The sequence below is a fragment of the Caballeronia sp. LZ016 genome (genome assembly GCF_031450805.1).
Taxonomy (GTDB): domain Bacteria; phylum Pseudomonadota; class Gammaproteobacteria; order Burkholderiales; family Burkholderiaceae; genus Caballeronia.
The window spans coordinates 2,322,488-2,346,834 of the sequence record NZ_JARTVY010000001.1 but is presented as its reverse complement, the minus strand read 5'-3'; the positions used below and the strand labels follow the sequence as shown (position 1 = coordinate 2,346,834).

Annotated in this window: 17 protein-coding genes and 2 tRNA genes; 9 read left to right on the top strand and 10 right to left on the bottom strand. The window is 64.0% G+C overall.

The window, feature by feature from the left end:
* Positions 1–49 precede the first annotated feature (49 nt).
* From clpP to P9220_RS11100, 6 genes are all read left to right on the top strand, one after another.
* A complete protein-coding gene (clpP, locus tag P9220_RS11125) occupies positions 50–703 on the top strand; it encodes an ATP-dependent Clp endopeptidase proteolytic subunit ClpP (protein WP_014191278.1) in 654 nt (217 codons plus the stop codon).
* 170 nt (positions 704–873) lie between these two features.
* Positions 874–2,145, top strand: coding sequence for an ATP-dependent Clp protease ATP-binding subunit ClpX (gene clpX, locus P9220_RS11120; RefSeq protein WP_309764893.1), 1,272 nt, complete (start codon positions 874–876; stop codon positions 2,143–2,145).
* A gap of 187 nt (positions 2,146–2,332) precedes the next feature.
* Entirely contained in the window at positions 2,333–4,756 is a 2,424-nt protein-coding gene (gene lon / locus P9220_RS11115; RefSeq protein ID WP_309764892.1) for an endopeptidase La, read from the top strand.
* Between the two features lie 202 nt (positions 4,757–4,958).
* A tRNA-Val gene (locus P9220_RS11110) sits at positions 4,959–5,034 on the top strand.
* Positions 5,035–5,068: 34 nt separating this feature from the next.
* Positions 5,069–5,145: transfer RNA gene (locus P9220_RS11105), tRNA-Asp, on the top strand.
* A 243-nt stretch (positions 5,146–5,388) separates the two neighbouring features.
* Complete coding sequence (locus tag P9220_RS11100) at positions 5,389–7,311, top strand: SurA N-terminal domain-containing protein (protein WP_309764891.1); 1,923 nt, start codon at positions 5,389–5,391, stop codon at positions 7,309–7,311.
* A 107-nt stretch (positions 7,312–7,418) separates the two neighbouring features.
* On the opposite strand, the gene P9220_RS11095 is transcribed toward P9220_RS11100, so the two are convergent.
* Both P9220_RS11095 and P9220_RS11090 read right to left on the bottom strand, forming a co-directional pair.
* Entirely contained in the window at positions 7,419–7,760 is a 342-nt protein-coding gene (locus P9220_RS11095; RefSeq protein WP_309764890.1) for a hypothetical protein, read from the bottom strand.
* A gap of 129 nt (positions 7,761–7,889) precedes the next feature.
* Positions 7,890–8,585, bottom strand: coding sequence for an arylesterase (locus P9220_RS11090; protein ID WP_309764889.1), 696 nt, complete (start codon positions 8,583–8,585; stop codon positions 7,890–7,892).
* Between P9220_RS11090 and P9220_RS11085 the strand changes: the two genes are divergently transcribed.
* Positions 8,584–9,285: an ABC transporter ATP-binding protein gene (locus tag P9220_RS11085; RefSeq protein WP_309764888.1), complete on the top strand. Its 702-nt coding sequence runs from the start codon at positions 8,584–8,586 to the stop codon at positions 9,283–9,285. The genes P9220_RS11090 and P9220_RS11085 overlap by 2 nt on opposite strands.
* Before the next feature lie 24 nt (positions 9,286–9,309).
* Here the strand turns inward: P9220_RS11085 and pgi are convergent, their stop codons facing one another.
* The 3 genes from pgi to P9220_RS11070 all read right to left on the bottom strand — a co-directional run bounded on the left by pgi (position 9,310) and on the right by P9220_RS11070 (position 14,016).
* Positions 9,310–10,932 (bottom strand): glucose-6-phosphate isomerase, encoded by a 1,623-nt coding sequence (gene pgi / locus P9220_RS11080; protein ID WP_309764887.1) that lies wholly within the window; start codon positions 10,930–10,932, stop codon positions 9,310–9,312.
* 120 nt (positions 10,933–11,052) lie between these two features.
* Positions 11,053–12,600 carry an NAD(P)H-hydrate dehydratase gene (locus P9220_RS11075; protein WP_309764886.1) on the bottom strand — a complete coding sequence of 516 codons (1,548 nt, stop codon included), beginning with the start codon at positions 12,598–12,600 and terminating at the stop codon, positions 11,053–11,055.
* A 75-nt stretch (positions 12,601–12,675) separates the two neighbouring features.
* On the bottom strand, positions 12,676–14,016 hold the full coding sequence (locus P9220_RS11070; protein WP_309764885.1) for an FAD-dependent oxidoreductase: 1,341 nt from the start codon (positions 14,014–14,016) through the stop codon (positions 12,676–12,678).
* A gap of 343 nt (positions 14,017–14,359) precedes the next feature.
* On the opposite strand from P9220_RS11070, the gene purL reads away from it, so the two are divergent.
* The gene (gene purL, locus P9220_RS11065; RefSeq protein WP_309764884.1) at positions 14,360–18,397 is read left to right on the top strand and encodes a phosphoribosylformylglycinamidine synthase; all 4,038 of its coding nucleotides are present in this window, start codon (positions 14,360–14,362) and stop codon (positions 18,395–18,397) included.
* Between the two features lie 136 nt (positions 18,398–18,533).
* On the opposite strand, the gene P9220_RS11060 is transcribed toward purL, so the two are convergent.
* The 5 genes from P9220_RS11060 to P9220_RS11040 form a co-directional block, all read right to left on the bottom strand.
* Positions 18,534–19,316: a peptidylprolyl isomerase gene (locus P9220_RS11060; protein ID WP_309764882.1), complete on the bottom strand. Its 783-nt coding sequence runs from the start codon at positions 19,314–19,316 to the stop codon at positions 18,534–18,536.
* A gap of 94 nt (positions 19,317–19,410) precedes the next feature.
* The gene (locus tag P9220_RS11055) at positions 19,411–19,725 is read right to left on the bottom strand and encodes a BolA family protein (RefSeq protein WP_309764881.1); all 315 of its coding nucleotides are present in this window, start codon (positions 19,723–19,725) and stop codon (positions 19,411–19,413) included.
* Positions 19,722–20,258 carry a septation protein A gene (locus tag P9220_RS11050; RefSeq protein ID WP_309764880.1) on the bottom strand — a complete coding sequence of 179 codons (537 nt, stop codon included), beginning with the start codon at positions 20,256–20,258 and terminating at the stop codon, positions 19,722–19,724. Before P9220_RS11050 ends, P9220_RS11055 begins: the two co-directional genes overlap by 4 nt.
* Before the next feature lie 173 nt (positions 20,259–20,431).
* Positions 20,432–20,854 (bottom strand): peptide-methionine (R)-S-oxide reductase MsrB, encoded by a 423-nt coding sequence (msrB, locus tag P9220_RS11045; protein ID WP_309764879.1) that lies wholly within the window; start codon positions 20,852–20,854, stop codon positions 20,432–20,434.
* Positions 20,855–20,905: 51 nt separating this feature from the next.
* Complete coding sequence (locus P9220_RS11040; protein WP_309764878.1) at positions 20,906–22,507, bottom strand: protein adenylyltransferase SelO family protein; 1,602 nt, start codon at positions 22,505–22,507, stop codon at positions 20,906–20,908.
* Between the two features lie 118 nt (positions 22,508–22,625).
* On the opposite strand from P9220_RS11040, the gene P9220_RS11035 reads away from it, so the two are divergent.
* The gene (locus P9220_RS11035; RefSeq protein WP_309764877.1) at positions 22,626–24,284 is read left to right on the top strand and encodes a 3-(methylthio)propionyl-CoA ligase; all 1,659 of its coding nucleotides are present in this window, start codon (positions 22,626–22,628) and stop codon (positions 24,282–24,284) included.
* The last annotated feature ends 63 nt before the right edge of the window (positions 24,285–24,347 follow it).

The following is a 24,347-nucleotide window of genomic DNA, read 5'->3' as shown; positions in this document are numbered from 1 at the left end:
TGGCTGTCCCTTCGTCGTTCAGTATCCCTATTCCGAACAAGGAAATTGCATGACCTTTCGCGCTGAATTGCTCGACACGCTGGCGTCCCATGCTCCGCGGGACTTCGAAGCCCAGGCGCTCGGCCTCGTTCCGATGGTCGTGGAAACGAGCGGCCGCGGCGAGCGTGCCTATGACATCTACTCGCGCCTCCTGAAAGAGCGCGTGGTGTTCCTCGTCGGCGAAGTCAATGACCAGTCGGCGAACCTGGTCGTGGCGCAGCTGCTGTTTCTCGAGAGCGAGAATCCGGACAAGGACATCAGCCTGTACATCAACAGCCCTGGCGGCTCCGTCTCGGCCGGCATGGCCATCTACGACACGATGCAGTTCGTGAAGCCGGACGTCTCCACGCTCTGCATGGGGCTTGCTGCGAGCATGGGCGCGTTCCTGCTGGCGTCGGGTGCGAAGGGCAAGCGCGTGGCGCTGCCCAACGCCCGCGTGATGATCCACCAGCCGCTGGGCGGCGCGCGCGGCCAGGCGTCGGACATCGAGATTCAGGCGCGGGAAATTCTGTATCTGAAGGAGCGTCTGAACCAGTTGCTGTCGCATCACACGGGTCAGCCGGTCGAGCGCATCGCGCGCGACACGGATCGCGACAACTTCATGTCCGGCGACGACGCGCAAGCCTACGGCATCGTCGACCAGGTGCTGCACAAGCGTCCCTGAAGGCGTCCGGAGCGGCGCCGCACCGGGCCTGCCAGCCAGGACCGGCCGAATTCGGACGGCGGATGCGGCGCAACGCCAAAACGCGCTTCGACCGGGCCGCGCGGGCTGATCTGCGTGGCCGGATCGAAGGGCGTATCATGTAACAAGAGTGTCCGGAGGCGTACACATCTATGGCGGACAAGAAAGGTTCCAGCAGCGAAAAGCTGCTGTATTGCTCGTTTTGCGGAAAGAGCCAGCATGAGGTGAAAAAACTCATCGCTGGGCCGTCGGTATTCATCTGCGATGAATGTATCGACCTGTGCAACGAGATCATTCGCGATGAGGCGGCTGGCGCGGCGGAAGAGGCCGGGCTTTCGAAGTCCGACCTGCCGAGCCCGCAGGAAATCAGCGATATCCTGAATCAGTACGTGATCGGCCAGGAACGCGCGAAGAAGATTCTCGCGGTGGCCGTATACAACCACTACAAGCGGCTCAAGCATCTCGACAAGAAGGACGACATCGAGCTGTCGAAGAGCAACATCCTGCTGATCGGGCCGACCGGCTCGGGCAAGACGCTGCTCGCGCAGACGCTCGCGCGCATGCTGAACGTGCCGTTCGTCATCGCGGACGCCACCACGCTGACCGAAGCGGGTTATGTCGGCGAGGACGTCGAGAACATCATTCAGAAGCTGCTGCAGAACTGCAACTACGAAGTCGACAAGGCGCAGCGCGGCATCGTCTATATCGATGAAATCGACAAGATCAGCCGCAAGTCGGACAACCCGTCGATTACACGGGACGTGTCGGGCGAAGGCGTGCAGCAGGCGCTTCTGAAGCTGGTCGAAGGCACGATGGCTTCGGTGCCGCCGCAAGGCGGGCGCAAGCATCCGAACCAAGACTTCATCCAGGTCGATACCACCAACATCCTGTTCATTTGCGGCGGCGCATTCGACGGGCTGGAGAAGGTGATCACGGACCGCACGGAAAAGACCGGCATCGGTTTCGGCGCGAGCGTGAAGAGCAAGCAGGATCGCGACGCGGGCGAAGTGCTGCGCGAAGTCGAGCCGGAAGACCTGATCAAGTTCGGCCTCATTCCGGAGTTGATCGGCCGTCTGCCCGTCGTGGCGACGCTCGGCAAGCTGGATGAAGCCGCGCTCGTCAAGATCCTGATCGAGCCGAAGAACGCGCTGGTGAAGCAGTATCACAAGCTCTTCGCAATGGAGCGCGTGGAACTGGAGATTCGCCCGGCTGCGCTGCAGGCGATTGCGCAAAAGGCGATTCGCCGCAAGACCGGCGCGCGCGGACTGCGTTCGATTCTGGAACAGGCGTTGCTCGATGTCATGTACGAACTGCCGACGATGAAGGGCGTATCGAAGGTAATCGTCGATGACAACACCATCGATGGCGACGGCAAGCCGCTGCTCATCTATGAAGACGCGCCGAAAGTAGCAGGATCGAATTAACCAGGGCTGTGTGTCGGCGAGAGGCCGTTCATGGCGACGTGAACGGCCTTTGTTTATTTTTTCGGTTTATCTTGTGGACGTTTGCTGACGATCTTGGACTACCGACTTTTCACTTCCGATAAAGGCTTGCAATAGCTCTTAACGGCCTTACTTACGAACGAACCGATTCCATTCATGGGGAAATGAAATGTCAGGAACCCAACTCCTCCCGCAGGAACGCATTACGCTGCCGCTGCTCCCGCTGCGCGACGTAGTCGTCTTCCCGCACATGGTGATTCCGCTCTTCGTTGGGCGGCCCAAGTCGATCAAGGCGCTCGAAGCCGCGATGGAAGGCGGCAAGCACATCATGCTCGTCGCCCAGAAGACCGCCGCGAAAGACGAGCCGACCGAAAAAGACATGTACGAAGTGGGATGTGTCGCCAACATCCTGCAAATGCTGAAGCTGCCGGACGGCACCGTGAAGGTGCTCGTCGAAGGCTTGCAGCGCGCGAAGACGCTGTCCATCGAAGAACAGGAAACACAGTTTTCCTGCGATGTGATGCCGCTCGAACCGGACCACGCCGACAGCGCCGAAACGGAAGCGCTGCGCCGCGCGATCGTGTCGCAGTTCGACCAGTACGTGAAGCTCAACAAGAAGATTCCGCCGGAGATCCTGACGTCGCTGTCGGGGATCGACGAAGCGGGTCGTCTCGCGGATACCATCGCCGCGCACCTGCCGCTCAAGCTCGACCAGAAGCAGCACATCCTCGAGATGTTCCCGGTCGTCGAGCGTCTCGAGCACCTGCTCGCGCAACTCGAAGCCGAAATCGACATCCTCCAGGTCGAAAAGCGCATCCGCGGTCGCGTGAAGCGCCAGATGGAAAAGAGCCAGCGCGAGTACTACCTGAACGAACAGGTCAAGGCCATCCAGAAGGAACTGGGCGAAGGCGAAGAGGGCGCGGATCTCGAGGAACTCGAGAAGCGCATCACTGCCGCGCGCATGCCGAAGGAAGCCAAGAAGAAGGCCGACGCCGAGCTCAAGAAGCTGAAGCTCATGTCGCCGATGTCGGCCGAAGCGACCGTCGTGCGCAATTACATCGACACGCTGATTGGCTTGCCGTGGCGCAAGAAGAGCAAGGTCAACAACGATCTCTCCAACGCCGAGCGCGTGCTCGACGAAGACCACTTCGGTCTGGAGAAGGTCAAGGAACGCATTCTCGAGTACCTCGCGGTTCAGCAACGCGTGGAGAAGGTGAAGGCGCCGATCCTGTGCCTCGTCGGGCCTCCGGGCGTCGGCAAGACCTCGCTCGGGCAGTCGATCGCTCGCGCGACGAATCGCAAGTTCGTGCGCATGGCGCTCGGCGGCGTGCATGACGAGTCGGAAATCCGCGGCCACCGCCGCACGTATATCGGCTCCATGCCGGGCAAGATTTTACAAAGCCTGGCCAAGGTCGGCGTGCGCAATCCGCTCTTCCTGCTCGACGAAGTCGACAAGATGGGCATGGATTTCCGCGGCGATCCGGCCTCCGCGCTGCTCGAAGTGCTCGATCCGGAACAGAACCACACGTTCGCGGACCACTACATCGAAGTGGACTTCGACCTGTCGGACGTGATGTTCGTCGCGACGTCGAACTCGCTGAACATTCCGCCGCCGCTGCTCGACCGGATGGAAGTCATCCGCCTGTCGGGTTACACGGAAGACGAGAAGGTCAGCATCGCGCAGCGTTATCTGCTGCCGAAGCAGAAGCGCAACAACGGCCTGAAGGAAGGCGAGATCGACGTTACGGAACAAGCCATCCGCGACATCATCCGTTACTACACGCGTGAAGCGGGCGTGCGTTCGCTCGAGCGTGAAGTGTCGAAGATTTGCCGCAAGGTCGTGAAGATGCTGCTGCTGAAGAAGGCGGACGGCGCCGTGAAGGTCGACGGTTCCAATCTCGACACGTTCCTCGGCGTGCGCAAGTACGACTTCGGTCTGGCCGCGAAGGAAAACCAGATCGGCCAGGTGACGGGTCTCGCGTGGACGGAAGTCGGCGGCGATCTGCTGACGATCGAAGCTGCGGTGATGCCGGGCAAGGGCGGCGTGATCCGCACGGGTTCGCTCGGCGACGTGATGAAGGAATCGGTCGAAGCAGCGCGCTCGGTGGTGCGGTCGCGTTCGCGTCGTCTCGGCATCACGGATGAGTCCTTCGAGAAGAAGGACATTCACATCCACGTGCCAGAAGGCGCGACGCCGAAGGACGGTCCGTCCGCCGGTATCGCGATGACCACGGCGCTGGTCTCCGTGCTGACGGGCATTCCGGTGCGCGCGGATGTCGCGATGACGGGCGAAATCACGCTGCGCGGCGAAGTGCTGCCGATCGGCGGGTTGAAGGAGAAGCTGCTGGCGGCGCATCGCGGCGGCATCAAGCTCGTGCTGATCCCCGAGGAGAACACGAAGGATCTGGCCGACATCCCCGACAACGTGAAGAACGCCATCGAGATCGTGCCGGTACGGTGGATCGACCGTGTGCTGGAGCTCGCGCTGGAGCGTCTGCCCGAGGCGCTGCCCGAAGAGGAAGCCAAGGCAACGCCGGTCGCGGCTGAATCGAAGAAGGACCAGCCCGCAGCGGGCGATGTCGTGAAGCACTGACATCACGTCGAAGCACTGATGGTCGAACCCGCGGACATCGTCCGCGGGTTTTTCTTTTGCGCTTCGTCCGTTCCGCAACGGCAAGAATTCCCAACTTCACACTGGCAAACGCGGAAATGATGCGCTAAACTAGCGGACTCGCTGGATACGGAACTTCAAACCGGGCCGTGCCAGCGAACGCAAGCCGAAGGAATGGCGAAACGGGTGCTTAGCTCAGTTGGTAGAGCGGCGCCCTTACAAGGCGTAGGTCGGGAGTTCGAGCCTCTCAGCACCCACCAGTTTCCCATTCATCGTTTCGGCGCGCGTCGAACTGGAGCGGTAGTTCAGTTGGTTAGAATACCGGCCTGTCACGCCGGGGGTCGCGGGTTCGAGTCCCGTCCGCTCCGCCAGAATCAATCGAAAATCCCGCAGGCTGCGCGGCCTGCGGGATTTTTGTTTTGCGTCCGTATCGTTAAACGTCCTAACGGTCAGTGCGCAGCGACGAGGCGGCCGTTGTTCTTCTCATAATGGCCGGAAGTGCACGACAACGACGCCGTGCGATGGCACACGCACGCAAATCATCCCCGCCTTTCGCCTTTTCCCGTCCCACTGTTGTAATATCGGGCGTTTTGTCTAATCACGCAGCGGTAAGCATGCTCGAATTCTTCCGTAGTCACCAGCGCCTGGCGATGGCCTTGCTGACCCTCCTCATCGTGCCCGGGCTGGGCATCGTCGGGATTCAGGGCTTCAACACCTTCTTCGACGAAAGCGCATACGTCGCCAGTGTGAACGGTCACAAGATCACGCGCGCCGAATACGACAGCGCCTTCAGGCAGCAGGTCGAGCGCGCCCGCTCGATGCTCGGCGCGCAGTTCGACCCCAAGATGTTCGATACGCCCGAGACGCGCAGCGCGATGGTCGACAGCCTCGTGCAACAACGCACGCTGTCGGACGAGACGCAGCGTCTGCATCTGACCGCATCGGACGACGCGGTGCGGCGCGCGCTGCTGGCCGATCCCGGTATCGCGTCGCTGCGCAAGCCGGACGGCACCATCGACGTCGACCGCTACAAGCAACTGCTCGCCATGCAGGGCATGACGCCCGCGCAGTACGACGAGCGCATGCGCTACACGATCGCCAATCAGCAGATTCCGGCGAGCATCCAGCAGACTTCGTTCACGTCGAAGGCGCTTGCGCAGAACCTGACGGAACTCGCCGAACAACGCCGCGCCGTTCAGGGCCTGCTGCTGCGCACCGCCGATTTCGCCACGAAAGTGCAGCCGACCGACGCGCAGCTGCACGCGTATTACGACGCGCATCGCAACGATTTCGCGACGCCCGAGACGGCCACGATTCAATATCTCGTGCTGTCGCCCTCGACGCTGGCTGCTGCATCGAAACCGAGCGACGCCGATCTCAAGAAGTACTACGACGACAACATCCAGCGGTATCGCACAGAGGGCCAGGTGCGCGCGAGCCATATTCTCGTGAACGCGCCGAAGGATGCGAGCGCCGCCGACAAGGCGAAGGCGAAGCAGAAGGCGGAGTCGCTGCTCGCGCAGGTGAAGGCGCATCCCGACCAGTTCGCGGAAGTCGCGCAGAAGAATTCCGACGATCCGGGCTCCGCGAGCAAGGGCGGCGATCTGGGCTACTTCGCGCGCGGTCAGATTGCGGGCGGCAAAGCGTTCGACGACGCTGCGTTCAGCCTGAAAAAGGGCGAGGTGAGCGGCATCGTCGAGTCGGACTTTGGCTATCACATCATCCAGGCCACGGACGTGAAGCCTGCCGCGACCAAGCCGTTCGACGAAGTGAAGGATTCGATCGCCAAGGACTATGCCGCGCAAGAAGCGGCCAGCGCGTTTTCCGCTGCGACGACCGGGCTGAACGACATTGTCTATGAAAAGGCCAAGTCGCTGCAGCCGGCCGCCGACAAGTACAAGCTGAGCATCCAGACCGCGACGGTGACGCCGAAGCCGAACCCGCAGCTGCCGCAGGACAACCCGCTCAATAACGCGAAGTTCCTCGCCGCCGTGTTCTCGCCGGATTCGGTGAAGGAGCGCAACAATACGCAAGCCATCGATGTCGGCAACAGTACGCTGATCGCCGCGCGCGTGACCGACTACAAGGCGTCCACGGTTCCCGCGTTCGACGCGGTGAAGGACGCGGTGCGCGGCAAGGTCGTGGCTGATATGGCGAGCGCCCAGGCACGCAAGGAAGGCGAGGCGAAGCTGGCCGCGTTGCAGAAGTCCAACTCGACCGAGGGCTTCACGTCGGCGATGACCGTGTCGCGCAACGATGCACAGGGTCTGCCGCCCGCGGCCCTGAGCGCGGTCTTCAAGGCCGATGCGTCGAAGCTGCCCGCTTACGTGGGCGTCGACCTCGGCGCGGAAGGCTATGCGATCTATCGCGTGAACGGCATCGAGAAGGCAGGGCCGGTTGCGGCGGATCGTCTTGCGGGCGCGCAGCAGCAGATTGCCGAGCGCTATGCCGAAGCCGAGATGACGGCGTACATGGACTCGCTCAAGGCGCGCTCGAAGGTCAAGCTGAGCCAGGCGCCGGCGCCGTCGTCGAACTGAGACGCAAAGGCACTCGGCAAGCACAAAGAGAAAGCCCCGCTTCTGAAAAGAAGCGGGGCTTTTTTATCGGCGACGCAGAATTCAAACGCCGATGATCGCCCGGACGCTTACAGGCAAGCCTGAATATCGCCGGTGGTATCGCTGCCGGCCGCACCCGCTGCGCGGAAGCCGACCCACGAGCCCGGACCCGACCATGACGGACGCACCACCGCCGCTGCGCCGTTCGGCGGCTGCTGGCCCGGCACGAACACGTCGAGCGCCTGATCGTTGGCGAGCGTGTCTTGCGAGATGACCTGCTGCTGCGACTTCTGCGCCCACTTCTCGGCGATGCATTGCGCGACCACCTTCGGCGTCTTCTGGCTCGTGCCGACTTGCTGCACGCCTGCAGGCGGCTGTGCGGCGCAAGCCGAGATCGCAACGGTCAATGCGAGCAGGGAGAAATATTTCACGTGACCTCCTTGTTGATTCGCTCCGTACTGAGCGGTGATATTGAAGTGAGTGACGCGAAGATCTCAGATAACTGAATCGTGGCCGTCTTATTCGCGTTTAGTCGAAGTGCTGTCGCGGCTCGCGTCCGGCTATTGCGACGCACCCGCGCCCAGCAAAGGTTTCAACGTTGGCCAGACGTTGTTCAATAGCAAAGGCTGGGCCTGGACGGTCGGGTGTATCTGGTCGGGCTGGAACATCGTCGGCTTGTCTTCGATGCCCGCGAGCAGAAACGGCACCAGCGATACCTTCTTGTCCTTCGCGATACGCTCGTACACTGCATGGAACTTCTGCGAATAGTCCGGGCCGTAATTGGGCGGGACGTACATGCCGATGAGCAGCACTCTGGCGTGCGCGGCGAGCGACGCATCGACGATGCCGCGAAGGTTCGCCTCCGTGGTCGCGAGGGGCACGCCGCGCAGCGCGTCGTTCGCGCCGAGCTCGACGATCACCACCGCGGGCTTGATGCGCGTCAGCACGGCGGTCAGTCTCGCGCGTCCGCCGCTCGTGGTGTCGCCACTGATGCTCGAATTGGCGACGCTATAATCGAAGCGCTCTTTCGCCAGCCGCTCGCGCAGCAGATTGACCCAGCCGGTATCGCGCGGCAGGCCGTATTCCGCGGACAAGCTGTCGCCCAGGACGACGATCGCAGGCTTCGTCTGCGGCGCTTGCGCGGCTTGCACTTGCGCAGCTTGCACGCTCGACGATGCCGCCGCCGCGAACATCGCGCTCGCGATAGCCGCCCTGATGCAAGCACGCGCGCTCCAGTAAATTTTCAAGGTGTCCATGCAAAACGATATCGAGCCGGTCATCGAAGTACGGGGGTTGAGCAAGCGGGTGAAGGACGCAACGGGCGAGCTGACGATTCTCGACCAGATCGACCTGTCCATCGCGAAGGGCAGCAGCGTGGCGATCGTCGGCGCATCGGGCTCGGGCAAGTCGACATTGCTCGGCCTGCTCGCGGGGTTGGACAGCGCGACCGAGGGCTCGGTTCGACTGTTGGGCAAGGAACTCACCACGCTCGACGAAGATCAGCGCGCCGCGCTCCGAAGCGGCGCAGTGGGCTTCGTGTTTCAGTCGTTCCAGCTGATGCCGCATCTGACGGCACTCGAGAACGTGATGCTGCCGCTCGAATTGCGCGCCGAGATGCCGCACGATCAGATCGCGCAGCGCGCACGGTCGCTGCTCGAGCAAGTGGGTTTGTCACAGCGCACCGGGCATTATCCGAAGCTGCTTTCCGGAGGCGAACAGCAGCGCGTCGCGCTGGCACGCGCTTTCGTCACGCATCCGGCAGTTCTGTTCGCCGACGAACCCACTGGCAGTCTCGACGCCGGCACGGGCTACGCGATCATCGACCTGATGTTCGAGATGAACAGCCGCAACGGCGCGACGCTCGTGCTCGTCACGCACGATCCCGAACTCGCCGAGCGCTGCGACGCGACGGTGACGATCGAAGCGGGGCGGCTCGTCAACGGCCTGAGCGTCTAGCCGCAGCCGAGCCGCCATCGGCGTTCAGCGCTTGAGCGCCTTGCGCGCGCGTTCGATCAGCGCGGAGGTCGACGAATCGTGCTTCGATGCATCGACGCTCGCAGCAGTGATATCCGCTTCGACGACCTTGCCGAGAATCTTGCCAAGCTCCACGCCCCACTGGTCGAACGAGTTGACGTTCCACACCGTTCCCTGCACCAGCACCTTGTGCTCGTAAAGCGCGATGAGCGCGCCGAGCGATTGCGGCGTGAGCGCATCGAGCATGATGGTCGTCGTCGGCCTGTTGCCGGGGAAGCTCAGATGCGTCGCGAGAGCCTCCTTGCCCGGACCCGCAACCTTCTTCGCTTCTTCGAGCGTGCGGCCGAGCATCAGCGCCTCGCTTTGCGCAAAGCAGTTCGCGAGCAGCTTCGCGTGATGATCGACGAGCGGATGCTCGGGCGTGAGCACGGCGATGAAGTCGATCGGGATGATCGTCGGCCCCTGATGCAGCATCTGGAAGAACGCGTGCTGGCCGTTCGTGCCCGGCTCGCCCCAGATGACCGCGGCGGTCGGGTAATCGACCATGCCGCCGTCGAGCGTCGCGGATTTGCCGTTGCTTTCCATCTCAAGTTGCTGCAGATACGACGGAAGATAGTGCAGCGCCTGCGAATAAGGCGCGATCAGATCGCTTTGCGAGCCGAAGAAGTTGCGATACCAGATGCCGATCATGCCCATCAGCACAGGCAGATTTTCGGCGAGCGGCGCTTCGCGGAAATGGCGGTCCATCTGGTCCGCGCCTTCGAGCAGCGCGTTGAAATTCTCCGGTCCGACCGACAGCATGATCGACAATCCGACCGCCGACCACAGCGAGTAGCGCCCGCCGACCCAGTCCCACATTTCGAAGACGTTTTCTTTCGCGATGCCGAACTTGACGACTTCCGCCGGATTCGCCGATACGCCGACGAAGTGCTTCGCCAGTTGATCTTCCGGACAGCCTTGCTGGATGAACCAGTCGCGCATCGAATGCGCGTTGGTCATTGTTTCGAGCGTGGTGAACGTCTTCGAGACGATGATCGCGAGCGTCTCTTCCGCGTCGATCTGTTGAAGCACGTTATAGAGATCGGCGCCATCGACGTTGGAAACGAAGTGCGTATCCAGTTCCTTCGACGCCAGATGATGCAGCGCATGCACGACCATCTTCGGCCCGAGATCGGACCCGCCGATGCCGATGTTCACCACATGCCGAATGCGCTTGCCGGTATAGCCGGTCCACGAGCCGTCGCGGACCTTGCCGGCGAACGCGGCCATCTTTGCCTTTTCGCCCTGCACTTGTTCATGGAACGGCGCATCGGACGACTGCGCGCGCAATGCGGTGTGCAGCACCGCGCGCTCTTCGGTGATGTTGACGATGTCGCCGTTGAACATCGCGTCCCGGCGCTTCGTGACGCCGGCCTGCTCGGCCAGCTGGATCAACAGTTCGAGCGTGGCGTCGGTGATGCGGTTCTTCGAGAAATCGATCGTGAGTCCGCCGCCTTCGAACGTCAGGCGCTCGGCGCGCGTCGGCGCGGTGTCGTTCTGCGGCGCGAACCAGTCGCGCAGGCGCTCGCCTGCGATGGCATCGTAATGGGATTGGAGCGCCGACCAGGCGGGAAGCGATTTGAGCGTCATAGCGGTCCGATAGTCGTGAGTGACAATCGCAGCCGACACCGCCGCGCTTGTCGAATCGAGGGAGCAAAAGAAAACACAACGGAGTATAGCGACGATGCGTGACCGGATGCTTGCAACGCGTCACACGCTGTCGGCATAGAAGCGGCGATTGATGAGCTTGCGCACTTGCGGCGCGAGCTCGCCCGCGGTCAGCCCGGCGGGTCCCGCGCCTTCCTCGGTCAGCGTCTGTGCCGCCAGTCCATGCAGATAGACGCCCGCGAGCGCCGCTTCGTGCGGGGGCAGCTTCTGCGCGAGCAGTGCGCCGATGAGGCCGCCGAGCACGTCGCCCGTGCCGCCGGTCGCGAGTCCCGCGTTGCCCGTCGGATTCACGGCGATGCGCCCGTCCGGCGATGCGATCACCGTCCCCGAGCCTTTCAGCACGGCGACGGCGGCATAGCGCGCCGAAAGCTGGCGCGCCGCCGCGATGCGGTCGGCCTGCACGCTTCTGGCATCCGTTCGCAGCAGACGCGCGGCTTCGAGCGGATGCGGCGTCACGATGCACGGGTCGCCCGCCCGGCCGCGCGCGGCGACTTCCGCGGCCAGCGCATCGTCTTCGGCGACGAGGTTGAGCGCATCGGCATCGAGCAGCTTCGGCATGTCGAGTTTCAGCACGTCGGCGAGCACCTTCTTCGCGCGATCGCTCTTGCCCATGCCGCAGCCGATGGCGAGCGCGTCCATCCTGTCGAGCGCGAAGCCGTCGACATGATGCAGCATGAGTTCGGGGTGCGGCGGATCGTAGGGCGGGCCGCCTTCGCCGAGGAACGCGACGTGGACCTTGCCCGCGCCGCCATAGAGCGCCATGCGCGCGGCGAGGATCGGCGCGCCGCACATGCCGGTATCGCCGCCGACGACCGCGAGCGTGCCGAACGTGCCCTTGTTGGTCGCGTAGTCGCGCGGCGGCAGATGCGCGCGAAACAGCGACGTCGCGTTCAGCACGACGGACGGCTCCGCGAGCGGCTCGACATCGAGCGTCGCGACATGCAGCGTGCCGCACAGATCGCGGCCCTGCGCGGTGAAGAGCCCCGGCTTCGCGCCGATGAACGTCATCGTGACATTCGCGCGCACCGCATCGCCGCCGCCGACGGGCGCGCCGGTGTCGCTGTCGAGACCGCTCGGCACATCGAGCGCGAGCACGCGGCCCGAGTCCCGCGCGCGACGTGTCATGCGCGCGGCGAGGGTCGCGAAGACGCCATCGAGCGCGCGCGTGAGGCCGATGCCGAACATCCCGTCGACGAGCCAGCCGACGCCGTGAAACGAGGCGGGCGGCACGCTTTCGATCGTCACGCCTGCAGCGCGTGCGGCGTCGAGCGCCCAGCGTGCGTCGGCGGGTTTGACTTCGATCGGCATGCAGACGCGCACCGCAACCCCCGCGCGATGCAGCCGTTCTGCGACGACGAGCGCATCGCCGCCATTGTTGCCGGGGCCGGCTGCGAGCCAGACGGGAAGCGCAGGCGTATCGGGATCGCGCGCGAGCGCGTCGAGCAGATAGTTGGCGGCGGCCTCGCCGGCACGCGCCATCAGCGTATGGGGCGCAAGCGCGGCCGAAGCGCGCGCCTCGACCGTACGCAATTCGCTCAGCGTGAGCAGCGCGAGGGCGTCGTCGTCGGGCGTGAAGTAGGAAGCGGACATGATGGCGCGGGGCAGGTGATCGAACGTTCGGCGAAAGGCGATCCGGCTCGCAGCCTGCGTGCCACCCCGCGCGGGTCAGAAGCGTTCGATGCTGAGCGCCGCGCGCGTTTCGGCGGGAATGCCGGGGGTGACACCGGAGACGAGATCCGCGACCACTTTAGCAGAGCCGCATGCGAGACCCCAGCCGGCCGGACCATGCGCCGCATTCACGAACAGGCGCGGATGCTGCGTCGCGCCGACGACCGGCAGGCCGTCCACGGACAGCAGGCGCAAGCCGTCCCATGCGCGTGCCGCCGAAACGCGCGCCGCGCCGGGAATCCAGTCGTGCGTGCCCTGGCCGAGCACGCCGAGCGCGCGGCGGGCGAGGGCGGCGTCGAGCGGCTTGTCGGCTTTCGAGAAGCTCTGAAAGACGCCCGCGCCGCCGACACGCAGGCGCTGGTGCACGCGCGTCATCGTGATGCGCTTCACCGAATCGACGACCGTCATATGCGGCGCGCGCTCCTCGTAGGCGATGGGCGCGGTCAGCGTGTGCAGGCGTACCGGATAGAGCGATGGCGTCGACCTGAAGCCGCTCAGCAATGCGGGCGTATCGGCGCCGGCTGCGACGACGATCGCATCGGCCGAAATCAGTTCGGCTTCGCCTGCGCGGTTCCCGTTGTCCTTCTCGCCCGACAATTCAACCACCGCGCGCCGCTCCTCCAGACGCACCGCCGCGACATCGCGATTCATGCGGAACTGCACTCCGCTGTCTTCGAGCAGCTGCTTGAGTTGCTTCGTGAAATGCGGGCAATTGCCCGTGCGCTCGTCGGGCAGCAGCACGCCGCCGGCGAAGGGCGGATCGTCGGGCACGGACGGCTCCGCCGCGACGCATTCCTCGGGCGTCAGCAACCGGTGCGTCACGCCGACGGCTTTCAGCAGGTCGATTGCCGGCTGCGCGTCCTCCAGTTCCGTCGCATGACGGAAGACGTGCAGCATCCCGACGCGCTGTTCGAAATCGAGCTCGTGCTTCGATTCGATTTCGTCGATGCAACGCCGCGACAACGCGACGAGCGGCTGAAGCAGCGCATATTGCGCCGCGAACGCTTCCGGGTCCCGCAGCCCGCCGAGCCGTCGAAAGAAGTCACGCGCGGCGCCGTCGAAGCCGGTCTTGACGAGCATGCCGCTTTGTTTCGCGCGAGACGACGCCATGAACGTCGGGCCGAACCAGACGTCGAGCGGCGAGGGCAGCAACGCGCCGCCCTGGCCATAGGTCGCGCCCTGGGCGACGGTCGCGTGACGCTCGATCACGCAGACGCGATGCCCGGCCGCGTGCAACTGATAGGCGGTGGCGATGCCGGCGATTCCTCCGCCGATAACGATGACATCCATGACTTTTCGTGCCCGAAGGCGGGATATTGCACGGCCGGAGCGACGCATCGCGCGCCGGAGAAGCCGCGTGTTCTAACGGCAGGACGGCGAGCGCGGCGGCATGCCGCGCCCGTGGAAAGCGCGCCATGATAGCGCCAAAACCGCTGCCGGGGGACCGCCGAGCGGGCCGCGCCACGCACGCCGTCCGGGCGCGCGGTTATTTCGGGACACAGGCCGATGAGCGCGCCGCGCCGGCAGCATGAAGGCGACAGGCCGTCCGCGCCGGGGCCGTCCGATTTCGAGACGCATCCGGGTTATAATCGCGGTCTTCCTTTCGCCTCACGCCGCTTTGCACACTCGGCGCTCCGAGTGCCGTCGAGCGGCTCACAGACGTCATCGACGCATCGTCACAATGGCCCACTTCTCGTGTTTCCCCGGCGCTTCGGCTCTCTCCGATTTCCGTCAGACCCGTCTTCTCGAAACGCTCGTCACGATCGATGCGAATATCGTCGGCGTGCGCGGGCAATTCCTGCATTTCGTCAACTCGTCGGAGCCGCTCTCCGATGAGGACACGAACCGCATCCACGCGCTGATGCATTACGGCGCCCCGTTCGAGGAACCGAAGGAGCGCGGTCACGTCGAGACGTTCATGGTCGTGCCGCGTTTCGGCACGGTGTCGCCGTGGGCGAGCAAGGCCACCGACATCGCCCATCATTGCGGCCTCACGCAGGTGCGGCGTATCGAGCGCGGCGTCGAATACTCCGTCGTCATGAAAAGCGGGCTGCTCGGCGGCAAGAAGACGCTGTCGGACGAAGCGCGCGCGAAAGTGGCCGCCGCGCTGCACGACCGCATGACCGAGAACGTCGCGGCGTCGCGCGATCAGGCATTGCATCTGTTCGACGAACTGCCCGCGAAGCCGCTGCAGACGGTCGACATCATCGGCACGGGCCGCAAGGCGCTCGAGGCCGCGAACATGGAACTCGGGCTCGCGCTGGCGGAAGACGAGATCGACTATCTGGTGAACGCGTTTCAAGGGCTGAAGCGCAATCCGACCGACGTCGAACTGATGATGTTCGCGCAGGCCAACAGCGAGCATTGCCGCCACAAGATTTTCAACGGCGAATGGACCATCGACGGCGAAAAGCAGGACATGTCGCTGTTCCAGATGATCCGCAACACCGAGAAGCTGAATCACGAAGGAACGATCGTCGCGTATTCCGACAACTCGGCGATCATGCAGGGCGGCATTGCAGAGCGCTGGTTCCCGCGCGGCGACAGCGAGCATTACGAGCGCCACGTCGAACTGACGCACACGCTGATGAAGGTCGAGACGCACAATCACCCGACGGCCATTTCGCCGTTCGCGGGCGCGGCGACGGGCTCCGGCGGCGAAATCCGCGACGAAGGCGCGACGGGACGCGGCGCGCGTCCGAAGGCCGGGCTTGCGGGCTTCACGGTCTCGAACCTCGATCTGCCCGACGCGCGCCAGAAGTGGGAAAACGCCCGCGACAGCGCCACGCCGCTGCCGTCGCGCAATCCCGCCGACCAGCACGAGCCGTACGGCCGGCCGGAGCGCATCGCATCGCCGTTGCAGATCATGATCGACGGCCCGATCGGCGCTGCGGCTTTCAACAACGAATTCGGCCGTCCGAATCTCGGCGGCTACTTCCGCACTTACGAGCAGAACGTCGCGGGCCGCGTGCGCGGCTATCACAAGCCGATCATGATCGCGGGCGGCATCGGCAATATCTCGGACCAGCACACGCACAAGCACGACCTGCCCGCGGGCACGCTGCTGATTCAGATCGGCGGGCCGGGCATGCGCATCGGCATGGGCGGCGGGGCGGCATCGTCGATGGCGACCGGCGCGAACACCGCCGAACTCGACTTCGATTCGGTCCAGCGCGGCAACCCGGAGATTCAGCGCCGCGCGCAGGAAGTCATCAACGCGTGCTGGCAGCAGGGCGAGCGCAATCCGATCCTGTCGATTCACGACGTCGGCGCGGGCGGCATCTCCAATGCATTCCCCGAACTCGTCGATGGCGCGGGCAAGGGCGCGCGCTTCGAGCTGCGCAAGGTTCAGCTCGAGGAAACGGGCCTGTCGCCGCGCGAAATCTGGTCGAACGAAGCGCAAGAGCGCTACGTGCTGGCGATCGCGCCGGCCGATCTCCCCGCCTTCGAGGCGATTTGCGATCGCGAGCGCTGCCCGGTTGCGGTCGTCGGCGTGGCGACGGACGAGCGCCAGCTCGAACTGATCGACGATGAGAACGAGGGCCAGCCGCCCGTCGACATGCCGATGGACGTGCTGCTAGGCAAGCCGCCGAAGATGCATCGCGACGTGAACCGCGAAGCGGCGAGTTTCGAGCCCGTCGACGTCACCGGACTGCTGCTGTCCGAAGTCGCCGTCGATGTGCTGAAGCATCCGAGCGTGGCAAGCAAGTCGTTCCTGATCACGATCGGGGACCGTTCCGTGGGCGGCACGACGGCGCGCGACCAGTTCGTCGGTCCGTGGCAGGTGCCGGTCGCCGATTGCGCGATCACGACGATGGACTACGCCGGTTTCCGTGGCGAAGCGATGACGATGGCGGAGCGCACGCCGCTCGCCGTCATCGACGCCCCGGCCTCCGGCCGCATGGCGGTGGGCGAGGCGGTGACGAACATCGCGTCGGCGCCGATCGAATCGCTGAACAAGCTGAAGCTGTCGGCCAACTGGATGGCCGCCTGCGGCAGCGCGGGGGAAGACGCCGCGCTGTATGACACGGTGAAGGCGATCGGCATGGACCTGTGTCCGGCGCTCGGCATCAGCATTCCGGTCGGCAAGGATTCGCTGTCGATGCGCACGAAGTGGCAGGACGCGCGCGGCGCGCAAAAGGAAGTGGTGTCGCCGGTATCGCTCATCATCTCGGCGTTCGCGCCGGTCGAGGACGTGCGACGCCATCTGACGCCGCAACTCGCCGCCGATACGGACACCGTGCTGATCGCCATCGATCTCGGACGCGGGCGCAATCGCCTCGGCGGCAGCATCCTGGCGCAAGTCACGCAGCAAGTCGGCGATACGACGCCTGACGTCGACGATCCCGAAGACCTGAAGCGCTTCTTCGCCGCGATTCAGGCGCTCAACGCCGACGGCAAGCTGCTCGCTTATCACGACCGCTCCGACGGCGGCCTGTGGGCGACGGTCTGTGAAATGGCGTTCGCGGGTCACGTGGGCGTGTCGCTGAACGTGGACATGTTGACGCTCGACGCGAACCACGAATCCGATTACGGCGACGCGAAGGACTGGGCGAAGCAGACGAGCGGCCGTCGCGACGATCGCACGCTGCGCGCGCTGTTCGCCGAGGAACTGGGCGCGGTGGTGCAGGTGCGCGCATCGGATCGTGACGCGGTGCTCGGCGCGCTGCGCGAGCATGGGCTGTCGGCGTGTTCGCATGTGATCGGCAAGCCGAACGAGCGCGATGCGATCGAAATCTATCGCGACGCCAAGAAAATCTACGATGCACCGCGTGTCGAGCTGCATCGTGCGTGGAGCGAAGTGAGCTGGCGCATCGCGCGTCTGCGTGACAACCCTGCGTGCGCCGACGCCGAATACGACGCGCTCCTCGATGCGAACGATCCGGGCCTGTCGCCCGTGCTGACCTTCGATCCGGCGGACGACGTAGCCGCGCCCTTCGTCTCGACGAACAAGCGCCCGCGCGTGGCGATCCTGCGCGAGCAGGGCGTGAATTCGCATCTGGAGACGGCTTACGCGTTCGATCGCGCCGGCTTCGACGCGCACGACGTTCACATGAGCGATCTGCTCGAAGGCCGCGCGACGCTCGCCGATTTCGCGGGCGCGGTGGCTTGCGGCGGCTTCTCGTATGGCGACGTGCTCGGCGCGGGTGAGGGCTGGGCGAAGACGATCCGCTTCAATCCGCGTCTCGCGGATATGTTCGAGGCGTTCTTCGGCCGTCCCGACACCTTCGCGCTCGGCATCTGCAATGGCTGTCAGATGATGTCGAGCCTCGCGTCGATCATTCCGGGCGCGCAGGCGTGGCCGAAGTTCACGCGCAACAAGTCCGAGCAGTTCGAGGCGCGCTTCTCGCTCGTCGAGGTGCAGAACTCGCCATCGATTTTCTTCGCCGGCATGGAAGGCTCGCGCATTCCGGTGGCGGTCGCGCACGGGGAAGGCTTTGCAGACTTCTCGCAACAAGGCGATGCGGCGAGCGCGCTCGTGTCGATGCGCTATGTCGATCATCGCGGGAACGCGACGGAACGCTATCCGTTCAACCCGAACGGCTCGCCGCAGGGCATCACGTCGGTGACGACGCCCGATGGCCGCTTCACGGTGCTGATGCCCCATATGGAGCGTGTGCATCGCAATGTGCAGATGAGCTGGACGCCCGAGGACTGGACCACGGATGCGAGCCCGTGGCTGCGCGTGTTCCAGAATGCGCGGCGGTTCCTGGGTTAAGGCGCGTGAGTCATGGCACTCCGAAGCGTTGGCTTCGGGGTGTATTTCGATGAGCGTGTGATGCCGCGCGCGAACGCACGAACGACAAAGCCGCCCGAGGGCGGCTTTGTCACATCGATGAACTGCTGAAGGACGCTTACTTGATGACCGCCTTCTTCCGCAACTCTTCCTCGAAGTCCTGCAGCTTCTGCTGCTGCATCTGCTGCGCGATCTGCGCCTTCACCTGATCGTACGGCGGCGGGGCGATCTCGCGGCTGTCGTCCATACGAATGATGTGCCAGCCGAATTGCGTCTTCACCGGCGTGGCCGTCATTTCGCCCTTCTTGAGCTTCTCAGCCGCCGCGCCGAATTCCGGCACGTAGGCCGACGGCGACGACCAGTCGAGATCGCCGCCATTCTTGCCCGATCCCGGATCCTTCGAATACTGCTTCGCGAGGTCTTCGAAGCTCGCACCGCCCTTGATCTTCGCGATCAGGTCTTTCGCCTGCGCCTCGTCTTCCACGAGGATGTGATGCAGATGCAGTTCCTTGCCGCCGCCTGTCTGCTTCACGAGCTGGTCATAACGCGCCTTCACTTCGGCATCGGTCGGCTTGTTCTTGTTGGCGAAATTCTCGATCAGCGCGCGCAGCACGACGGTCTGCTGCGCGACGGCGATCTGTGCCTTCACGTCCGGGCGCGTCGCGATGCCTTCGCGTGCGGCTTCCTGCATCAGGATTTCGCGGTTGATGAGTTCCTCGCGCACGGCCTGCTGCAGTTGCGGCGAATCCTGCTGACCCTGCTGGACGAGTTGCTTCACGAGCGCATCGGCGCGCGCCGTGGGGATCGGCGTGCCGTTGACGACAGCGATATTTTGCGCAAACGCGGGAGCCGCCGCGAATGCCGCGAGCAACACCCAGACGCGGGTTTTATTCAAAGTCATCGGAGGTTCCTAACTGAGCAAACTGACGCCTAAACAGGCGAGATTAGCGAAGATAAACCAGGCGCCGGTCCGAGCGAACCGGCAGGCCGCGCATTCATTGGAATTGTTCTGCGAACTCTTGCGGCGTGAATGCCCGGATGGCGAGCGCATGCACGCCGCGCCGCATTTCATCGGCCAGCGCATCATACACCAGCCGATGCCGCGCCACGCGCGCCTTGCCGGCAAAGCGTTCCGACGCGATCGTCACCGTGTAATGGCTGCCCGCGGCCGCACCGGCATGGCCCGCATGGGCGGCGCTGTCGTCCTCGATATGCACGGCCTGAGGATCCAGCGCGGCGGTGAGGCGTGCTTCGAGATGCGCGATCTTGTCCTGCGCGCCGGCGTTCACGAAGTCGAACGAATCGCTCATTGCTTGTCCTCCTTCATGTACTTCGCGAGCCAGAAGCTCTGCGCGACGATGAACAGCACGAGACAGCCCGTCGCGCCGAAAAGCTTGAAGTTGACCCACTGATCCGTGGTGAAGTTGTACGCGACGAACAGGTTCACGACGCCCAGCAGCGCGAAAAATACCGCCCAGGCGACATTCAGCTGTCCCCAGACGCGATGCGGCAGCACGATTTGCTTGCCCATCATCGCTTCGATCAGGTTCTTTCTGAAGCCGACCTGCGCGACGATCAGCGCAAAGGCAAACAGCCAGTAGAGCGCGGTCGGCTTCCATTTGATGAAGGTGTCGTTATGCAGCACGAGTGTCGCGCCGCCGAACACGACGACGACGCCGAGACTGACCCACAGCATCGGGTCGACCTTGCGGTGACGGAACGCGACCCACGCGATCTGCACGAGCGTTGCGGCGATTGTCACGGCCGTCGCCGTGTAGATGCCCCAGATCTTGAATGCGACGAAGAAGAGGATGATCGGAAACAGATCGAACAGGAATTTCATTGGCGTCCGGTAGTGGTGCGCATCGGAGGGTGCGGGTGCGAAACGATGCAGCGAACAGCGACAAGCAGCGACAAGCAGCGACAAGCATCGATAAAGCATCGATAAACGAACGCCCGCTCGAAAAAGCGGGCGTGGATGAAACGCGATGCGAACGCGTCGATGCGGCGAGCCCTTTACTTGGGTTCGAATTGTAGCGCAGCCGAATTGATGCAATACCGCAAGCCGGTCGGCGCGGGGCCGTCCTCGAACACGTGCCCGAGGTGCGCGCCGCAGTTCTTGCACAGCACTTCGATGCGCAACATCCCGTGCGAGCGGTCGGTCTTCTCCTCGATGACTTCGCCGTTGATCGGCTTGAAATAGCTGGGCCAGCCGCAGCCGGCATCGAACTTCGTATCCGACTCGAAAAGCGGCGTGCCGCAGCACACGCAGTCATAGATGCCGCGCTCGAAATGATCCCAGTACTCGCCGGTGAACGGCCGTTCCGTCGCGGCGTGGCGCGTCACGCGATACTGCATCTCGTCGAGTTCGCTGCGGTAGGCGGCATCGTCTTTCTGCAGCGGATACTCGGTCGCGCCGGGAGTGTCGTCTCTGTTCATATCGTTCCTTTGTGTGTCCTTCGTTCCCTGGATCACGAAGATGGGGCGGCTCTACGAAGAACAACTCACTTCGAGATCGCTCGCCCAGTCCGGCGGCAGGCCGGCGTAGGCTTCGTTCTCCGGTTGTTCGTCGTAGGGGCGGCGCAACACGTCCAGAAGACGTTCGACCTCCGAGAAGTCCTTCTCGTTCGCCTGGCGAATCGCCTGTTCGGCGAGATGATTGCGCAGCACGTACTTCGGGTTCACGCGATTCATCGCTGCCGCGCGCGACGCATCATCGCGCGATTCGTGCGCCAGCCGCTCGCGATATTGCACTGCCCACGCGTCGAATGCGGCGCGATCGAGAAAGAGATCGCGCACGGGCGCATCGTTCGACGCATCCGCCTTAGACACCTTCGACAGATTGCGGAACGTCAGCGTGAAGTCCGCGCGATTCGCATGCATGATTTCGAAGAGGCCGTTGGCGAGCTTGTCGTCGTCATCGCGGATGGCTTCCAGCCCGAGCTTCGCGCGCATCTTCGCTTCCAGCGCGGGCGCGAACGCGGTCTTGTAACGCTCCAGCACCTTTTGCGCTTCTTCCACCACGCGTTCCGCGCGGCTTTCTTCCGGCAGGTTCGCGCCGAACAGCGGCACGAGCGCCTGCGCGAGACAGAACAGATTCCAGTACCCGACTTGCGGCTGGCGGCTGTACGAATAGCGGCCCTGCGTATCCGAGTGATTGCAGATGTGATGCGCGTTGAAGCCGTCCATGAAACCGAACGGGCCATAGTCGATGGTGAGGCCGAGAATCGACATGTTGTCCGTGTTCATCACGCCATGACAGAAGCCGACGCTCTGCCAGTGCGCCATGAGGTCAGCGGTGCGGCGCACGGCTTCGTCGAGCAGCGCGAGGTACGAGTCGTCGGCATCGCGGCACTGCGGATAAAAGCGGTCGATGACGTGATCGGCCAGCGCCTTCAGCTCGTCGACGCGATCGTTCGAATAGAAATGCTCGAAGTGACCGAAGCGCACGAAGCTCGGCGCGATGCGCGTGGCGATCGCGGCGGTCTCGATGGTCTCGCGCCGCACCGGCAAGTCGGACCCGATGACGGCGAGCGCGCGCGTCGTCGGGATGCCGAGATGATGCATCGCCTCCGAGCACAGAAATTCCCGGATCGACGAACGCAACACTGCGCGGCCATCGCCCATGCGGGAATAGGGCGTGCGGCCCGCGCCCTTCAGTTGCACTTCGAGCCGCGCGCCCGCATGCTCGACTTCACCGAGGGTGATCGCGCGCCCGTCGCCCAACTGGCCCGCCCACACGCCGAACTGATGCCCCGAGTACACGGCGGCGTAGGGCATGGCTTCGCGCGGCCATTGGGGCGTCGGATTGCCCGCGAAGTATGCGGCGAACGCGGCTTGCTCCGGCCCCGAGGCGAGGCGAGCGTCGAAGCCGAGCGATTCGGCGGCTTCGCGTGAAACGGCGACGACATACGGGTCGGGAACGGGCGTGGCGGGAAGACGGGTCAGGAACGCGGGACCGAGCGCGGCGAAGGAACCGGGACGGCCGCTCTGGATCGCATTGGCGATGCGCTGCAAGGATTGCGCGTGAGACGAGAATTCATCGGTTTCGCCGGTCGTTGCGCGCACCGCATTGCTTGGGGAAAACGACATGTTGAGCGCCTCAAAGTTAAACGATATTGTAATTCCGCGCCCGCGGGCCTGCAGGACGGCCCTCATGGCTGCATTCATCGTGTAGCCAACCGCATTCCACTCGTCGAGGACATCACCTATGGCGGCACCGCTTTACGGTCAGATGATGGATGTACCGCTGCTTGCATCGTCCCTGCTGTCTCACGCATCGAGGCATTTCGGCGATACGGAAATCGTGTCGCGCCGCATCGAAGGCGATATCCATCGCTATACCTATCGCGACTGCGAGAAGCGGGCGAAGCGGCTCGCGCAGGCGCTGCTTGCGCTGGGCGTCGAGGCGGGCGAGCGCATCGGCACGCTGGCGTGGAACGGCTACCGGCATCTCGAGTGTTACTACGGCGTGAGCGGCATGGGCGCCGTCTGCCATACGATCAACCCGCGTCTCTTTCCGGATCAGATCGCGTTCATCATCGACCACGCCGACGATTCCTACGTGTTCTTCGACATGACCTTCCGGCAGCTCGTGGAGAACATCGCGCCGCATTGCCCGAACGTCAAAGGCTGGATCGCGCTCGGCGACGCTGCGTGCATCGCCGAGCATCTCGGCGACATGAGCGTGCCGGTGATGAGCTACGAGAGCCTCATCGCGCCGCACGACGGCGTCTATGAATGGCCGATGCTCGACGAGCGCCAGGCATCGTTTCTCTGCTACACGTCGGGCACGACCGGCAATCCGAAGGGCGCGCTGTACTCGCATCGCTCGACGGTGCTGCATGCGTATGGCGCGGCGTTGCCGGATGCGATGGGTGCATCGTCGAGCGATGCGATCCTGCCTGTCGTGCCGATGTTCCATGTCAACGCGTGGGGCATTCCGCACGCGGGGCCGCTCGTCGGCGCGAAGCTCGTGTTTCCCGGCAAGGACCTCGATGGCAAGTCGCTCTACGAGTTGATGGAAGCCGAAGGCGTCACGTTTTCGGCGGGCGTGCCGACGGTATGGCTCGGCCTGCTCGCCTACATGAAGCAGGACAACAGGCGTTTTTCGACGTTGAAGCGCACGGTGATCGGCGGCTCCGCCTGTCCGCCGGCGATGCTGCGCACGTTCGAAGACGAATACGGCGTCGAAGTGATCCACGCGTGGGGCATGACGGAGATGTCGCCGCTCGGCACGCTCGCGCGCCTGAGTTTCAGGCAGAAGCAGCGAACGCCTGAGGAGCAGCGGGTATCGCGCGAGAAGCAGGGACATGCGCTTTTTGGCGTCGATATGAAAGTGGTCGGCGACGATGGCCGCGAACTTCCTTGGGATGGCGAATCGTTCGGCGATCTGCACGTGCGCGGACCATGGGTCATCGACCGTTATTTTCGGCGTGATGAATCGCCGCTCGTCGACGGCTGGTTCCCGACCGGCGATGTCGCGACCATCGATGCAGATGGCTTCATGCATATCACCGATCGCAGCAAGGACGTGATCAAGTCCGGCGGCGAATGGATCAGCTCGATCGATCTGGAGAACATCGCGGTGGCGCATCCGCAGGTGGCGGAGGCAGCGTGCATCGCGTGTTCGCATCCGAAATGGACGGAGCGTCCGATGATCGTCGCGGTGCTGCGTCCCGGCGCGACGCTCACGCGGGAGGAACTGCTCGCGTACTACGAAGGCAAGGTCGCGAAGTGGTGGATTCCTGATGACGTCGTGTTCGCCGACGAGTTGCCGCATACGGCTACGGGCAAGCTGCAGAAGGTGCGGCTGCGGGAGTTGTATCGGGAGCACGTGCTGCCGGGAGTGGAGGAGAGGGCGGTTTAGCGGTGTCGTACCGAAGGCAGTGCAGATTCGGACTAAGTCACTAGCGAAGAACAGTCTTCCAGA

Bases quoted from the DNA above. Each gene is read 5' to 3' on its own strand.
- P9220_RS11060 (WP_309764882.1), bottom strand. From the start codon at position 19,316: ATGACTTTGAATAAAACCCGCGTCTGGGTGTTGCTCGCGGCATTCGCG.
- P9220_RS11070 (WP_309764885.1), bottom strand. From the start codon at position 14,016: ATGCGTCGCTCCGGCCGTGCAATATCCCGCCTTCGGGCACGAAAAGTC.
- pgi (WP_309764887.1), bottom strand. From the start codon at position 10,932: ATGACGCTCAAATCGCTTCCCGCCTGGTCGGCGCTCCAATCCCATTAC.
- P9220_RS11040 (WP_309764878.1), bottom strand. From the start codon at position 22,507: ATGTCGTTTTCCCCAAGCAATGCGGTGCGCGCAACGACCGGCGAAACC.
- P9220_RS11055 (WP_309764881.1), bottom strand. From the start codon at position 19,725: ATGAGCGATTCGTTCGACTTCGTGAACGCCGGCGCGCAGGACAAGATC.
- P9220_RS11090 (WP_309764889.1), bottom strand. From the start codon at position 8,585: ATGGACACCTTGAAAATTTACTGGAGCGCGCGTGCTTGCATCAGGGCG.
- P9220_RS11085 (WP_309764888.1), top strand. From the start codon at position 8,584: ATGCAAAACGATATCGAGCCGGTCATCGAAGTACGGGGGTTGAGCAAG.
- lon (WP_309764892.1), top strand. From the start codon at position 2,333: ATGTCAGGAACCCAACTCCTCCCGCAGGAACGCATTACGCTGCCGCTG.
- P9220_RS11075 (WP_309764886.1), bottom strand. From the start codon at position 12,600: ATGTCCGCTTCCTACTTCACGCCCGACGACGACGCCCTCGCGCTGCTC.
- P9220_RS11035 (WP_309764877.1), top strand. From the start codon at position 22,626: ATGGCGGCACCGCTTTACGGTCAGATGATGGATGTACCGCTGCTTGCA.
- P9220_RS11050 (WP_309764880.1), bottom strand. From the start codon at position 20,258: ATGAAATTCCTGTTCGATCTGTTTCCGATCATCCTCTTCTTCGTCGCA.
- clpP (WP_014191278.1), top strand. From the start codon at position 50: ATGACCTTTCGCGCTGAATTGCTCGACACGCTGGCGTCCCATGCTCCG.
- msrB (WP_309764879.1), bottom strand. From the start codon at position 20,854: ATGAACAGAGACGACACTCCCGGCGCGACCGAGTATCCGCTGCAGAAA.
- P9220_RS11100 (WP_309764891.1), top strand. From the start codon at position 5,389: ATGCTCGAATTCTTCCGTAGTCACCAGCGCCTGGCGATGGCCTTGCTG.
- purL (WP_309764884.1), top strand. From the start codon at position 14,360: ATGGCCCACTTCTCGTGTTTCCCCGGCGCTTCGGCTCTCTCCGATTTC.
- clpX (WP_309764893.1), top strand. From the start codon at position 874: ATGGCGGACAAGAAAGGTTCCAGCAGCGAAAAGCTGCTGTATTGCTCG.